Below are 14,730 nucleotides of genomic sequence, written 5' to 3'. Positions count from 1 at the left end.
GGTCACAGGCGCAGCGCGGGGTCCATCCGCTCGATCAGGGTGTCGAGAGTGATGGGCAGGTCTCGCACCCGGACACCGCACGCGTGGAACACCGCGTTGGCGATGGCAGCAGGCGACCCCACGATGCCGATCTCGCCGATCCCCTTGCTGCCCATCGGGTTCAGATCGTCGTCGTGCTCCTCGACCCAGATCGCATCGATGTCGGCGACGTCGGCGTCCACCGGGACGTGGTACTCCGCGAGGTCGGCGTTGAGGAAGCCGCCGTGTCGTCGATCCACTATGCCCTCCTCCATGAGTGCCATGCCGATACCGAACACCATGCCGCCCAGGAGCTGTGACCGAGCCAACCGAGGGTTCAGCACACGGCCCACGGAGAAGACGCCCAGCATCCGCGTCACGCGGACCTCCCCCGTGTCGACGTCGACGTGCACCTCGGCGAAATGGGCGCCGAACGCCTGCCGCGCCAGCGCCGCACGCTCCTCGAGGTCGTCGGTGGTGTCCGCGGTGGCCGTCGCACCCGGTGCGAGGTCTCCGTCCGCGCGCAGCGCACGACAGGCCTTGGTCACCGCCCAGCCCCACGACGAGGTACCCGAGGACCCGCCTGCGCCGGGCGCCGTGGGCAGCGCACTGTCCCCGACGTGGATGTGGACCCGGTCCAGCGCGACCTCGAGCGCGTCGGCGGCGATTTGGGCGAGCACCGTTCGTGCGCCGGTACCGATGTCCGACGCGGCGACGGACACGTCGACCGTCCCGTCGTCACGGACGGTCGCCCGCGCCGTGCTCGGCGACGTCATCGCGGGGTAGGTCGCCATCGCGACACCGGTCCCGACGAGGGTGCGTCCTTCCCGGCGTATCGCGGGCCGCGGGTCACGACCGGCCCAACCGAAGCGCCGCGCGCCCTCCTCGAAGACGGCGCGGACGGTACGTGAGCTGTAGGTCTGCCCGTCCGCGGGATCGACCGACGGCTCGTTCCGCAGCCGCAACTCGACGGGGTCCGTTCCGAGCGCGTGGGCCAGTTCGTCCACCGCGCACTCCAGAGCGAACATGCCGGGCGCCTCACCGGGAGCGCGCATCCAGCGCGGTGTCCCGACGTCCAGCGCGACCGCGCGATGCGTGGTCGAGACGTCGTCGATGTCGTACACGTGGCGACTGCCCTCGGACGTCTGCTCCACGAACTCCATCACGGTGGAGGTCTGCTGGAGCGAATCGTGCAGCAACGCCGTCATCGAGCCGTCCGCGTCCGCCGACAGTCGGACCCGCTGGATCGTCGGCGTCCGGTAGCCGACGAAGTCGAAGGTCGACCGGCGTGGAACCGGAAACGAGACCGGTCGACCCACGACGGACGACGCCATGGCCGCGACGACCGCGTTCGGTCGCGTGCTCCCTTTCGATCCGAAGCCGCCGCCCACGTGCCGGGCGATGACGCGCACGGCGTCCGAGTCGACGCCGAAGAGCTCGGCGAGATCTCCGGCCACGCCGGACGGCGCCTGCGTAGAGTCCCAGACCGTGAGGGTCGACCGGTCCTCGCTCCACGCGGCGATCGACGCGTGCGGCTCCATGGGCGCATTGTGTTCGGGCGGCGTCGTGTAGCGGACGTCGACGCGCACCGCGGACTCCTTGAAGCGCCGCTCCGGTTCCCCGGTGACGACATCGGTGTCGAAGCCCGCGTTCACCTGCTCGGGTGCGTAGATGCCCGGGTGATGCTCCCGTAATTCGTTGTCGCACTGGCGACTCTCGTACGTGACGTCCAGAACGGAGGCCGCACACGTCGCCTGCTCCGACGTCTCCGCCACGACCACGGCGACGATCTGCCCGCGGTAGGCGACGACATCGGACTGGAGCACCTGCAACTCGCCGTCCCCGGCGGACCCGAGCGTCGGGGCGTTGCCGTGCCACAGCACGGCGAGGACACCCGGAAGCGTCAGCGCCGAAGCACGATCCACGTCCAGCACACGCCCCGCCGGAACGGCGGCGCCGACGATCGCCGCGTGCGCTGGTTCTCCACCGACGTCCCGGTACTCCGCCGCGTACCGGGCGGCTCCGGTGACCTTGTCGCGGCCCTCGAGCCGCTCGACCGGTGTTCCCGTGACGGTCATCGGGTGGCCGCCTCGTCCGCGGCCGCGTCGGCGAGGGACATCACGGTGGAGGCCACCGTCGACGCGAGGAGTGACAACTTGTAGTCGTTGTCGGGGAACGTGTGTGCCGCGGCGAGCTCGCGCTCCATCGCAGCGATCACGCCGCTCCGGGACGGGATCGCCCCGAGCAGCTCGGACTCGGCGACCGTGGCCCGCCACGGCTTGTGAGCGGCTCCGCCCAGCGCGATGCGCGCCGTGGTGAACACCCCGTTCTCCACGACCACGACGGCGGCGACGGACACCCTCGCGAAGGCGTAGGACGCACGGTCCCGCACCTTCCGATAGGTCGAGCGCGCACCGGGTGGAAGCGGCGGTATGTCGAGGTGCGTCACCCACTCGTCCTGCCGCAGAGTCGAATCGCGTTCGGGTGCGGACTCGGGAAGCCGATGCAGATCGGCGAACCGGATCTCGCGTACTCCGTCGGTGCCGACGACGGTGACAGTGGGATCGAGCACCGCGAGGCCCACGGCCATGTCCGAGGGATGGGTGGCGATGCAGTGCTGCGATGCGCCCAGCACCGCGGCGTTGCGCCGATCGCCGTCCAGGGCCGAACAGCCCGAGCCCGGTTCACGCTTGTTGCACGCTGTGTCGACGTTCATGAAGTACGGACAGCGGGTGCGCTGGAACAGGTTCCCGCCCGTGGTCGCCATGTTCCGCAGTTGACCGGACGCACCCGAGAGCACAGCGCGCGACAGGACGGGAAACCGCGAACGCACGACGGGGTCGGCGGCCAGATCGCTGTTGCGGACCAGGGCCCCGACACGAAGACCCGGCACCCCGCCGCCACTGCCGTCGTTCCACTCGATGTCCGCCAGGGCCAGACCCGTGATGTCGACGAGCCGGTCCGGGGTCTCGATTCCCAGCTTCATCAGATCCACGAGGTTGGTTCCGCCGGCCAGCACGCGGGTGGACCCCTCGGCGAGTGCGGACGCTATGGTCGACGCGTCGGCGGCACGGTCGTACGCGAATGTTCTCACCGGTCCGCGCCCGTCTCCGTCGTCGTTGCAGATATGCCGTCGATGTTCTCTCGCACGGCATCGACGATGTTGGGGTAGGCGCCGCACCGACAGATGTTGCCGCTCATCCGTTCTCGGATGTCCGCGTCCGAGGCCGTCGGCACGCCGTCGAGGTCCTCGGTGACGGCGCTGGGCCATCCGTTCTTCACCTCGTCGAGCACGGCGACGGCAGAGCAGATCTGACCGGGGGTGCAGTAGCCGCACTGGAATGCGTCGTGCGCGAGGAACGACGCCTGCACGGGATGCAGGTCCTCGCCGTCGGCGAGCCCCTCGACGGTGGTGATGTCGTCGTCCTGTGCCGCGACGGCCAGCGTCAGGCAGCTGACCACGCGCCGACCACCGGACAGCACCGTGCACGATCCGCACTGACCGCGGTCGCACCCCTTCTTGGCGCCGGTCAGCCCGAGCCGCTCACGCAGCGCGTCGAGGAGGGTCGTCCGGACGTCGCACTCGATCCGGTGCTCCTCGCCGTTGACCGTGAGGCGTACTCCGACATCTCCTGTGACGAGGCTCATGCTCCGGGCTACCCTGCGCTCCCGCCACCAAACCGCCCCGGTGCCGGACTACAGAGGCAGTGCGGTCTCGCGCACGGCGCCGGGCGCGTCGACCGGGGGCACGATGCGTCGGAACCACTCGGTGCCGAACGCGGACGCGAGATCCTCGTCCGACATGGGGATGAACGGGCCGAAGTCACCGATCTGCGACTCGTGCACCACCATCGCCGCACGCTTGGCGGCCAGGACACCGGACACGTCCACCGCGGTGGTGAGTTCCGACTCGGGCAGGCCGAACGCCTCGATGTCGAGCTGCGAGGCGTCCTCGTTCTCGCCCGGATCCCAGTTGGGGTTCGCCGTCATCATCTCGCGCATGCGGTCACGGTTCATCGTCGCCTCGTAGACGAACGGCACCTCGGCGATGGCCGCGGCGCGCACCCCCACGTGGTGCACCTGCACGTGGTCGGGATGGCCGTAACCACCGTGCGAGTCGTAGACCGTCAGAACACGGGCCTGCTCCTCGACGAGAACGTCCGCGAGCCGCCGAGCGGCCTCCTCGACATCCACGTTGGCGAAGGCGTGCGGGTTCGTGTTGCCCTCGGTCCCGGCCATCCCCGAGTCCGCGTATCCCAGCACGACCACGCGCTGTGCCCCCAGCACCTCGGCCGAGCGCTCCAGTTCACGTTGCCGCCGATCGTGCAGCGACTCGCCCTCGGTCAACAGGCCGTCGGGCACCTCACCGAGCGCACCGTCGGTCGCCGTCACCAGCACCACTCGGTGGCCGGCGTCGGCTGCCGACCGCATGATCCCGCCGGTGCCGAACACCTCGTCGTCGGGATGGGCATGGAAGCACACCAACACACTCATCGGCAGATGGTCGCACGGGCGCGGTGCGCGGGCTCGATCACGTCGGGTGTCGACCCGCCGCGTCGGTGCGCCGACAGATCGTGATTGTCGCCGTCGCTTCCGGGGAACGCGATGCGTCATGACGCAGAGGAACGAGACGGTGGACGACGTGTGGGACGACTGGAAGGACGCGGTCACCATGACCAGGAAGGAGCTCGAGGACTGGCTGACGACCGGCGAGTCCCGCTCCGTCGGTGACTCGAAGGACGGTGAGTCGACGGGGCACGAGATGGGGCGGCGCATCACCTCGATCCTGGACACGAAGAAATCCGATCTCACTGACGACGACGTCGCCGCGATGCGCAAGGTCGTCGGATACGTGCACCGACATCGCGCCCAGGGCCCCTCGAAGGACGTGGAGCACTCGCGGTGGCGCTACTCGCTGATGAACTGGGGACACGATCCGCTGAAGTGACACCCACGTCAGATGAGGAGCAGGCATTCGGAGCCGATCGGCGTTCGGATGTTTTCTTCTCTCGATTCGGGATATTCACGACCTAGCTCGTCGGCGTGTTCATCACTCACGGTGTTCGACGGCCCGCGTACTTCCGCCTGCTCTCGACATACCCGCGGGCCCGACGTTCTGTCCGATCCGGTCTCCAGCCGACCTCGACTTGCACCACCGACAGTAGCGAGACGTCGTTCAGTCACCAGCGACGACTCGGAACGCACGATCCGAGGGACGGATTCCTCATGCGCATCGCCATGGTGTCAGAACATTCCAGCCCGCTCGCCGCGCCGGGCGGTATCGACGCCGGGGGGCAGAACGTCCATGTCGGATGCCTCGCCGTCGCCCTCGTCGCCCGCGGCCACGAGGTGTCGGTGTTCACCCGACGCGATTCGCGCGAACAGCCCGACGAGGTCGTCGTCGACGAGGGCTACCGCGTCGTCCATGTTCCAGCGGGTCCGCCCGAGCCGGTACCGAAGGACGAACTACTGCCCCACATGGGCGACTTCGCCTCGCACCTGGCCGAGCGCTGGACGCGAGACCGACCCGACGTGGTCCACGCCCACTACTGGATGTCGGGCTTCGCGACCCAGCTCGCGGCGCGTCCGCTCGCGATTCCCACCGTGGTGACGTTCCACGCACTCGGTGTGGTCGAGCGTCGGCACCAGGGCACGCGGGACATGTCGCCGCCGAGCCGACCCAAGATCGAGCGGCTCATCGCACGCGGAGCCGATCACGTCGTCGCGACGTGCTCGGACGAGGTCACCGAACTGGTCCGGATGGGCATACCGCGCCGACGGGTGTCGGTGGTGCCGTGCGGCGTAGACCTCTAGAAGTTCCAGCCGGCGCCGGTCAGCTCTCCCGGCCCCGCGCGACGGCGGCGGTTGGTCGCGGTCGGCCGTCTGGTGCCTCGCAAGGGTTTCGACCTGATGATCGCGGCTCTCGCGTCGATTCCGGACACCGACCTCATCATCGCCGGCGGCGAGCGCAGCGACGTCTCGGACGACGACGAGGCTCGACGCCTGAAGCAGATCGCGATCGCCCACGGTGTGGCCGACCGCGTCCGCCTGGTCGGGCAGGTCTCCCGTGAGGCGATGCCCGACCTTCTCCGCTCCGCCGACATCGTGGTCTGCACTCCCACGTACGAGCCGTTCGGCATCGTGCCGCTCGAGGCGATGGCGTGCGGGATCCCTGTGGTAGCCACCGCGGTCGGCGGTTTCCTCGACACCGTGATCGACGGTGTCACCGGCGTGCTGGTCCATCGCCGCACACCTGCCGCCGTCGCCGACGCCGTCCGTCGCCTGCTGAACGACGAGGGTCGACGCACCGGCTACGGCATGTCGGCCGCCGATCGCGCTCGCGCCCGGTATTCGTGGGAGCAGATCGCCGTCGACACCGATCGGGTCTACCGGTCATTGCTTCCGGAGCCGACCTCCACCGACACCGCGGACGTATCGGGGGACGACCAGCTGGACCGGGTGTGAGGCCCTGTCACCAGCCCGCGACGAGAACGCGTCGGCCGTCCGTACCGATGCTGCTCATCGGGGCTCGATACCCTGGAAAAACCCCGTCAAACTCCCCACCCGGCGCTCGGAGCCGGTGTGGCATCGGTCGGACTCGGCTGCTTGAATGGCCTTTCTGGACCGAACACCGAAAGGCAGGACATCCGATGTCGATCGCCGAGAACACCACGGACGCATTCCGTGTCGACACCGAATGGCACGACGACGCAGCGATCCTGACAGTCGTGGGCGAACTCGATCTGGCCACCGCGCCGATTCTTCAGGACGCGGTGGACGCCGTACGGACCACGGCGTCGAGCGCGCTGATCATCGATCTGACGGGTGTCGATTTTCTCGCGTCCGCCGGTATGACCGTGCTGGTGACCTCGCATCAGGCGGTGGGCGACGACGTCGCCTTCGCCGTCGTCGCCCGCGGTGCGGCCACCGCTCGCCCCCTGCAGTTGGTCGGTCTCGACGAGACGTTCCCCGTGCTCGACACCCGCGAGGCGGCGCTCGCGGCCGTCACCACGTCCGGTTCGCCCGTCGACGACCTCGCATGAGCAGCGCTCCCGGTGTGAGGACCGGGCACGCGTGGGGTACTCCTCCCCTCGTGATCGACGACGCGACGACTGAGCACCACCAGCCCCCCGCCCAGTTGTCCCTCACCGATCTGGACGCCGAACCGCAGCGCATCACAGACGCTCGCGTCCGCTTCGGTGCGTGGTTGACGCACACGCCGTTCGACACGGCGCGGACGTACGACATCGTGCTCGCCGTCTACGAGGCGATGGCCAACGTCGTCGAGCACGCCTATGCCGCCACCACCGGTCGACGCGTCTTCGACCTCCAGGCCACCTACGACTCCGCTCGGCTCGAGGTCGCCGTCCGTGATCACGGGACGTGGTCCGACTCGTCGCCCGGGCCTCTCCGTGGCCGCGGTCTGCCGCTGATCGAGACCCTGTCGGACGACGTCACGCTGTCGTCCGCCGACTCGGGCACCACCGTGACCATGGCATGGGACGTGGCACCGACATCCGGCATCGACACCGACGATCAGGTCTCGTAGACTCGTACGCGATTGCTGAGGCTCCCCGCGAGCCTCTCCTCCTCCAGCCCCGGGGAGAGCATTACCGCTCTCGTATCACCGGAGGCTTCGTGACTGCACTCTCGTCCCACGCGTTCGACTCCCCGCGCCGTGCCACGTCGAGAACGGCGATGGATGCCTTCGATCTCGGTCCCGACCTCGCGCAGGCCGCCGAGGCGGCACGTCTGGCCGCGTTGGCCCGGTACGACGTCGAGCACACCGCCGCCGACGGAGCCTTCGACCGCATCGCCCGACTCGCGGCCCGCTGGTTCGACGCGCCGTACGCGTCCGTGTCCATCATCGATGCAGACCTGGTGCGGTTCACCGCCACGTACGGCGACGGGCTCCCGGACCACACCGAACGTCACGACGCCCTGTGCACGATGGCGATGACGCACGACGGCCCGTTCGTCGCGTCGGACACCCTGGCGAACCCGGCCACCGCCGGTAGTGCCTTCGTCCGCGGCGATCTCGGCATCCGCTTCTACGCCGGCGCCCCCATCGTGACCGCCGACGGCTTCCGGCTCGGCACGGTCAACGTCTACGACGTGCTGCCGCGCACGGTGTCCGACGATCGCGCGGACATCCTGATGGAACTGGCCGACATCGCGATGGACGAGTTCGAGTTGCGACTGTCGGCCGCGACCACCGTGCGCGCCGAGCGGGAACTCCGCACGCGCGCCGAGGCGGACTCCGCGATCATCGGTGACTACGCCGCCGTGCTGCAGCGCACGCTGCTCCCACCCTCCCTTCCCACCATCGAGGGTCTGACGCTCGCGTCGCACTACCACGCCTCGTCACCCCTGCAGGTCGGCGGCGACTTCTACGACGTCTTCGCGCTGGGCAAGGACCGGTGGGCGTTCTTCCTCGGCGACGTCCAGGGCCACGGCGCCGGCGCCGCGGCCGTCACCTCGCTGGTCCGCTACACCCTGCGGGCCGCGGCGCTGCACCACGACGATCCGACGGAGGGGCTCGCCGAGCTCAATCGACTGTTGTTGATGGACACCTCGCATCAGCGTTTCTGCACCGTGCTGTTCGGTGTGATCACCCCGGATCCTCGCGGCGGTTTCCGCGTCACACTGGCGACGGGCGGGCACCCACCCGCCCTGCTCCTCGATCCCGCTCGCGGCGAGGTGCACGAGATCCGTTCCAGTACAGGCATGTTCGTCGGCGCTCTGCCGAACGCGACCTTCAGTGCGTGCAGTTTCCGGTTGCAGGAGGGGCAGACACTGCTGCTCTACACGGACGGCATCACCGAGGCACGTCCCGACGGGCGCACCATGTTCGGCGAGGACGGTCTCGCGCAGTTCACGCAGGCCCGCCTCGGACTGTCCACGACGAAGATGGTCGAGGATCTGGTCGCCCTCATCCCCGACCTCTCTCCGATCGACGACATCGCCCTACTCGCGCTGGGCGCCTGACCGGGCGTGGTCGCGCAGCAGGCGTAGCGCGCGTTCGATGGTCGCGGCCAGGACGTCCTTCGGGTCGCCCTCGAAGACCACGCGCTCCGCGCTGGTCGTCCCGTGGTCGGCGATGCCGAACCAGACCGTTCCGGGTTCCACGTCCTCGTTCGTCTCCGGTCCCGCCTCACCGGTGACGGCCACGGCGAGATCCGCGCCGAGCGCCGACGCCGCTCCGCTCGCCATGGCCGTGGCGGCCTCCTCGCTCACCACGGGGCAGCGGGGTACCTGCAACAGCGAGTACTTCACCTCGCTGGCGTAGGCGACGATCGACCCGCGGAACCACGTTCCGGACGACGACGCGCGGCCCAGGTTGGCAGCGATGTTCCCGGCGGTGAGCGACTCGGCGGTGGCGATACGGAGGTCGCGTTCGAGTGCGAGTTCCGCGATCTCCGAACAGAGCTCGGCGAGATCCTCGTCGGTGTCGACACGCTGCTCCGGTTCGGCCGCCTCGCCCTCGATGAGTTCCTCGTGCCCGGCATGCTGCGACACGCGACTTCGGGACGTACGACTTCGGGACATGTGACTTCGGGCTTCCTCTCGACGTGATGCGCGGACCGGTAGTCCTTCCCGCTCCGTCCGGTGACAAACATCCCCGGCACGCGCGGAGGATCGGCGCTAGCGTTGAGTCATGCCAAGCCTTCGCGACACCATTCGAACCGAACTCGAGGTCCGTCCGACCATCGATCCCGCAGCGGAGATCGACACGCGGGTGGGCTTTCTCGCCGACTACGCCGTCGCCACCCGAACTGCCGGCTTCGTACTCGGCATCAGTGGCGGACAGGACAGCACACTCGTGGGACGCCTGTGCCAGCTCGCCGCGGAACGCGTTCGCGCCGGCGGCGGCGACGCGACGTTCATGGCCGTACGACTCCCCTACGGTGAGCAGGCGGACGAGGCCGACGCGGCGATCGCGCTCGATTTCATCCGCCCCGACACCACGGTGACGGTGGACATCAAGCCGTCCGCGGACGGCGCAGGCGTGGCGGCTGCCACGGCCCTCGGAGTCGATCGACTGCGCGACTTCGTTCGCGGCAACATCAAGGCACGCGAGCGGATGGTCGCCCAGTACGCGCTCGCGGGCGAGCGGAACCTGCTCGTCGTCGGTACCGATCACGCTGCCGAGGCCGTGACGGGGTTCTTCACCAAGTACGGCGACGGCGGTGTGGACCTCACACCGCTGACCGGCCTGACCAAGCGCCAGGGTGCGGCCCTGCTGCGCGAGCTCGGTGCCCCGGAGAGCACGTGGAAGAAGGTACCCACGGCCGACCTCGAGGACGACCGGCCGGCGCTGCCCGACGAGGAGGCACTGGGTGTGACGTACGCCCAGATCGACGCCTACCTCGAAGGCGAGGACGTGCCCGACGAGGCCGCCGCCACCATCGAGAACTGGTTCGTCAAGACCCGGCACAAGCGCACCACTCCGGTCACCCCCAGTGAGACATGGTGGCGCTGACCGTCTCGGTCGGTCGGTGTGATCCTGCTCCGAACGGGTAATCCCCCTCACAGCGCTCGAGAAGTGAGGCGTCGACGCATTCCGGTGTTTCGACAGGAGATGAACAGATGGACATCGACACGGTGGTCTGGACCGAGACCGGTCCGCGGCAGGAATGGTGGGAGGCCGTGATGGCACGGTGCGGAGCGGAGACTGCACGACCGGTTCCCCTCGACTCGGCACCCTCCCGCCGAGAACGACCGGACCATGCCGACACCCCGACCAGGCGTGCGGGCTGACCGGACCGACGAACGACGAAGCCCCCGAGGATCGATGATCCTCGGGGGCTTCCGTGTGAGTGGATCAGGAGATGCCGACGATGTCCTTCGCCAGCGCTGCCAGACGAGTCTGCGCGGCGGAGACCACCGAGTGGCGGTTCTTGTTGCGCTCCTCGTAGGCGACCACGGTGCGCAGATCTGCCGGATCGGTCAGTTCCTTGATCTCGGCGACTGCTGCGGCGACGTTCAGACCGTCGTAGTCGGCGATGGGAAGTTCGTGCTCCTCGAGCGTCCCGCCGGCCGCACGGGTGCGGTGGATCGCGTCGGCGACACCGGTCGCGCCGCCGTCACGAGTGACCTCCTCGGCCGTCTCGAGTGCCGCGTCGCGGCTCGCGGTGACGGTGTCGACGGCCAGTTCGGTCGCGCGCTGGCCGCGGCCGATGAGGGTGGACACCTTCGCGGGAACGTCCTTCGCCGTGCCGACGACGCGGTCGACACCTCGCGATGACCAGGTGACCGGCGTGTTGATGAGACGCACGGCAGCACCGGTGGCGGCCTGGATCGGCGTGCGACGCAGTGCGGCCGGTCCACCGAGGGCGTCCTCGGCGAGGACGGTGGTGAGCCACTCGACGGTCGCGGTGTGGGCGGTCACGAGATCGTCTGCGAGAGACACGACGCCCGGCGTGGACGCGGTCGTGGCGAGAGCCTTGACGTAACGGGCGCGGTCGAGCAGCTGGTGCTCCAGCGCGAGATCGCCGAGAAGGGCCTCGTCGAACGGCTGCGCCTGCTCGCCGATGGCCTTGAGCAGCGCGGTGAGGCGCCCGACGACGGGTGCGACGACGCCGGGGAAGCCGCCGAGTTCACGAATGGCGGCATCGATGCGAGCAGCGCGATCGCGTCCGTTCGACGCGTTCTGCAGCAGTTCCTCGCGGACAGCTTCCGTCCGAGCCTGTGCGACGCGGGTCTCGGCCACCTGAACCTCGGTGTTGGTGAGCGCGAGCAGAGCGCGAAGCTGGGCGACGAGCGTCGCCCGTTCGGTGTGTGCGGTGGTGCTGACCATGTGATGTGCCCCCTGTGATGGAAGTTGAGTCTCGGTGCAAGAGCAGCCGGAACGACCGCCCTGTGTCATTCGGTGACAGATCGTGGTTACCCGCCGGTACAACGGGGAAAACGCAGTGTGACGAGGCACATTCCCCGCGATCGAAGGAGTTCTCATGGCCGACGAACTGGACGAGACGATGCTCGACTCCGTGCAGGAGAAGATCGACGAGGCCAAGCAGGCGGCGGGAGACATCCCCGAGCGGCGTGAGGGCGGGCCGGATCAGGACGATCTCCACGATTCCTCCGACGGTGCCGCCGAACAGACCGGCGACGCGGCGGAGGCGACACTCGACGAGTTCCGCAACGCCGACGGTGACCGTGACGAGGGCATGACCGAGGGCGGCGGCGGAGGTCAGGGCGCCGCCTGAGTGGGCTGAGCGATCCGTCTCATCACGTCGGCGACCAGTCCGCTCCGCGATGCGTCGACGGTCTGTGTGCAGAGATCCGCGTTCACCGCGGATCTCTGCACACAGGTTCTCCGCCCGCGCGACGTGCGCCTCAGAGCTGCTCGAGGTGGCGGTCGAGGGCGTCGAGAAGCGGAACCTGCCCGCTCAGCAACCGACGCCGCGCGGACTCGCGATCACACCACTCCACGCGGTCGACCTCGGGAAACACCAGCCGTCGCCCCGATCTGGGTGGCCACTCCATCTCCACACTGTTGCTCACGGCGGTCGAGGGGTCGAGTTCGCCGCGCACGGCGAACGCACGAACCGACTTGGCCCTCGACTGCGCGACCGTGCCGAGATCGATCCAGTCCCCGTCGGGCACCGGGGACCCCAGTTCCTCCGCGAACTCTCTGGCCGCCGCTGCGCGCGCATCCTCGGCGTCGGCGTCGTACTCGCCCTTCGGTATCGACCAGGCACCGGCTTCTCTGCGCGCCCAGAAGGGTCCGCCGGGATGCGCCAGCAGCACCTCCAGCTCGCCCCCACCCCCGCGGAACAGCAGCACACCGGCACTCGTCCTCATTCCAGGATTCTGTCGGATCACGTTTTCTCGCGATCGTGTCGGGTACGCGGTCCGCTGCACGAAGCCTCCGTTCCACAGAGCAGTCAAGGAGCCGACACATGACAGACGTCGCGTCGCAGGGGTCGACACCGGCAGACGACCGGGACATCCTCACCAATCGTCAAGGGCATCCCGTCTACGACAACCAGAACCAGCGCACCGTGGGCTCACGCGGTCCGGCCACCCTCGAGAACTACCAGTTCCTCGAGAAGGTCAGCCATTTCGATCGCGAGCGCATCCCGGAGCGCGTCGTCCACGCCCGCGGAGCCGTCGCCTACGGCTATTTCGAGGCCACCGGGAAGTGGGGTGACGAACCCATCGAGAGGTACACCCGCGCGAAGCTGTTCGCCGAGGCCGGCAAGCGCACGGACCTCGCCGTCAGATTCTCGACGGTGATCGGCGGGCGCGATTCGTCCGAGGCCGCGCGTGACCCCCGCGGCTTCGCGATCAAGTTCTACACCGAGGACGGCAACTGGGACCTCGTCGGGAACAACCTGGGCGTCTTCTTCATCCGTGACGCCATCAAGTTCCCCGACGTCATCCACTCGCTCAAGCCGGATCCGGTGACGTTCCGGCAGGAGCCCGCGCGCATCTTCGACTTCATGTCGCAGACGCCCGAGGCGACCCACATGCTCGTGAACCTGTTCTCCCCCCGCGGGATTCCGGCCAACTACCGGACGCAGCAGGGTTTCGGAGTGAACACCTACAAGTGGGTCGACGCCGAGGGCGAGACTCACCTGGTGAAGTACCACTGGATCCCGAAGGCGGGAGTCGCGTCGCTCACCGAGGCGGACGCCGCCGCGATCCAGGCGAACGATCTGGGCCATGCGAGCAAGGATCTGTACGAGCACATCGAGCGCGGCGATTTCCCCGAATGGGAACTGCGCGTGCAGGTGATGAGCGACGACGAGCATCCCGAGCTGAACTTCGACCCGCTCGACGACACGAAGGTGTGGCCGGAGAACGAGTTCCCGCCGAAGGTGGTGGGCCGCATGGTGCTGGACCGCAACGTCTCGAACCACTTCGCCGAGAACGAGCAGATCTCGTTCGGCACCGGTGTGCTCGTCGACGGCCTGGACTTCTCCGACGACAAGATGCTGGTCGGCCGGACCTTCTCGTACTCGGACACCCAGCGCTACCGCGTGGGGCCGAACTACCTGCAGCTGCCCGTCAACCAGGCGAAGAACGCGCGGGTGTCCACGAACCAGCAGGGCGGCCAGATGCAGTACTCGGTGGACAACACCGGCAGCAATCCGCACGTGAACTACGAGCCCTCCATCACGGGCGGTCTCCGTGAGGCCGAGTACCCGACGCACGACGAGCAGGGTCCGGAGATCCACGGCCGCCTCACCCGCAAGCGGATCGATCGCACCAACGACTACGAGCAGGCCGGTCAGCGGTACCAGCTGATGGACCAGTGGGAGAAGGACGACCTCGTGGCGAATCTCGTCGCGAACATCTCGGAGGCGACGCGCGAGGTGCAGGAGCGGATGGTCTGGCACTTCTTCATGGCCGACGACGAACTCGGCGCCCGCGTGGGAGAGGGGCTGGGCATCTCGGCCGACGACGTCCGCGGACTCGAACCGCTCGCATCGCAGACCCTGTCGGAGGAGGAGGACCGGCGGCGCGCGAATCTCGGGAAGAACGGCCCCCGCGATGTCGCCGACCTGCAGATGACGCACTGCGTCCCGAACGAACGCGCGACGACTGCCGGATGACGTCGTCATGACGCAGGTGTGGACAGCGTCACTCCGCGGGGTTATCGTCGGAGACGCAAGCCGAACAGGTCGTAGGACGAACTCGAGGCAGGTGGTGCGTATCAACACGGTGACGACGAGACACGTGTTCATTCCGACGCGAGGACGA

Annotated in this window: 14 protein-coding genes and 1 pseudogene; 8 read left to right on the top strand and 7 right to left on the bottom strand. The window is 68.5% G+C overall.

Annotated features, from left to right (window positions below; translation table 11 throughout):
- Positions 1-2: 2 nt before the first annotated feature.
- The 4 genes from QRN16_RS16595 to QRN16_RS16580 are packed head-to-tail and all read right to left on the bottom strand — an operon-like array spanning position 3 to position 4,512.
- A complete protein-coding gene (locus QRN16_RS16595; RefSeq protein ID WP_285188369.1) occupies positions 3-2,096 on the bottom strand; it encodes a xanthine dehydrogenase family protein molybdopterin-binding subunit in 2,094 nt (697 codons plus the stop codon).
- Positions 2,093-3,112, bottom strand: a complete 1,020-nt coding sequence (locus QRN16_RS16590) for an FAD binding domain-containing protein (protein ID WP_222638210.1) — start codon at positions 3,110-3,112, stop codon at positions 2,093-2,095. The genes QRN16_RS16595 and QRN16_RS16590 overlap by 4 nt, the downstream gene beginning before the upstream one ends.
- Positions 3,109-3,666 (bottom strand): 2Fe-2S iron-sulfur cluster-binding protein, encoded by a 558-nt coding sequence (locus tag QRN16_RS16585; RefSeq protein ID WP_222650234.1) that lies wholly within the window; start codon positions 3,664-3,666, stop codon positions 3,109-3,111. Before QRN16_RS16585 ends, QRN16_RS16590 begins: the two co-directional genes overlap by 4 nt.
- A gap of 48 nt (positions 3,667-3,714) precedes the next feature.
- A complete protein-coding gene (locus QRN16_RS16580) occupies positions 3,715-4,512 on the bottom strand; it encodes a PIG-L family deacetylase (protein ID WP_027503965.1) in 798 nt (265 codons plus the stop codon).
- 118 nt (positions 4,513-4,630) lie between these two features.
- Here QRN16_RS16580 and QRN16_RS16575 point away from each other — a divergent pair, with 118 nt between their 5' ends.
- The 5 genes and pseudogenes from QRN16_RS16575 (at position 4,631) to QRN16_RS16555 (ending at position 9,006) form a co-directional block, all read left to right on the top strand.
- Positions 4,631-4,966 carry a DUF3140 domain-containing protein gene (locus tag QRN16_RS16575; RefSeq protein ID WP_285188365.1) on the top strand — a complete coding sequence of 112 codons (336 nt, stop codon included), beginning with the start codon at positions 4,631-4,633 and terminating at the stop codon, positions 4,964-4,966.
- A 278-nt stretch (positions 4,967-5,244) separates the two neighbouring features.
- Positions 5,245-6,483: pseudogene (locus tag QRN16_RS16570) on the top strand (glycosyltransferase).
- Between the two features lie 185 nt (positions 6,484-6,668).
- Entirely contained in the window at positions 6,669-7,061 is a 393-nt protein-coding gene (locus QRN16_RS16565) for an STAS domain-containing protein (RefSeq protein ID WP_051612937.1), read from the top strand.
- Positions 7,058-7,567: an ATP-binding protein gene (locus QRN16_RS16560; protein ID WP_285188362.1), complete on the top strand. Its 510-nt coding sequence runs from the start codon at positions 7,058-7,060 to the stop codon at positions 7,565-7,567. The genes QRN16_RS16565 and QRN16_RS16560 overlap by 4 nt, the downstream gene beginning before the upstream one ends.
- 89 nt (positions 7,568-7,656) lie before the next feature.
- Positions 7,657-9,006 (top strand): PP2C family protein-serine/threonine phosphatase, encoded by a 1,350-nt coding sequence (locus tag QRN16_RS16555; protein ID WP_285188360.1) that lies wholly within the window; start codon positions 7,657-7,659, stop codon positions 9,004-9,006.
- Here QRN16_RS16555 and QRN16_RS16550 read toward each other — a convergent pair.
- Positions 8,986-9,537: a CinA family protein gene (locus QRN16_RS16550; RefSeq protein ID WP_285188358.1), complete on the bottom strand. Its 552-nt coding sequence runs from the start codon at positions 9,535-9,537 to the stop codon at positions 8,986-8,988. The genes QRN16_RS16555 and QRN16_RS16550 overlap by 21 nt on opposite strands.
- Before the next feature lie 139 nt (positions 9,538-9,676).
- On the opposite strand from QRN16_RS16550, the gene nadE reads away from it, so the two are divergent.
- Positions 9,677-10,501 (top strand): NAD(+) synthase, encoded by an 825-nt coding sequence (gene nadE / locus QRN16_RS16545; RefSeq protein ID WP_027503969.1) that lies wholly within the window; start codon positions 9,677-9,679, stop codon positions 10,499-10,501.
- 342 nt (positions 10,502-10,843) lie between these two features.
- Here the strand turns inward: nadE and QRN16_RS16540 are convergent, their stop codons facing one another.
- Positions 10,844-11,818 (bottom strand): hypothetical protein, encoded by a 975-nt coding sequence (locus QRN16_RS16540; protein ID WP_027503970.1) that lies wholly within the window; start codon positions 11,816-11,818, stop codon positions 10,844-10,846.
- A 154-nt stretch (positions 11,819-11,972) separates the two neighbouring features.
- On the opposite strand from QRN16_RS16540, the gene QRN16_RS16535 reads away from it, so the two are divergent.
- Entirely contained in the window at positions 11,973-12,227 is a 255-nt protein-coding gene (locus tag QRN16_RS16535; RefSeq protein WP_027503971.1) for a hypothetical protein, read from the top strand.
- A 130-nt stretch (positions 12,228-12,357) separates the two neighbouring features.
- Here the strand turns inward: QRN16_RS16535 and QRN16_RS16530 are convergent, their stop codons facing one another.
- Positions 12,358-12,825, bottom strand: coding sequence for an NUDIX hydrolase (locus tag QRN16_RS16530; protein WP_285188355.1), 468 nt, complete (start codon positions 12,823-12,825; stop codon positions 12,358-12,360).
- A gap of 98 nt (positions 12,826-12,923) precedes the next feature.
- On the opposite strand from QRN16_RS16530, the gene QRN16_RS16525 reads away from it, so the two are divergent.
- A complete protein-coding gene (locus QRN16_RS16525) occupies positions 12,924-14,582 on the top strand; it encodes a catalase (RefSeq protein ID WP_222638228.1) in 1,659 nt (552 codons plus the stop codon).
- Positions 14,583-14,730 lie beyond the last annotated feature (148 nt).

Source organism: Rhodococcus sp. MEB041 (genome assembly GCF_030208955.1).
Taxonomy (GTDB): domain Bacteria; phylum Actinomycetota; class Actinomycetes; order Mycobacteriales; family Mycobacteriaceae; genus Rhodococcoides.
This window is presented reverse-complemented; position numbering and strand designations above follow the sequence as displayed.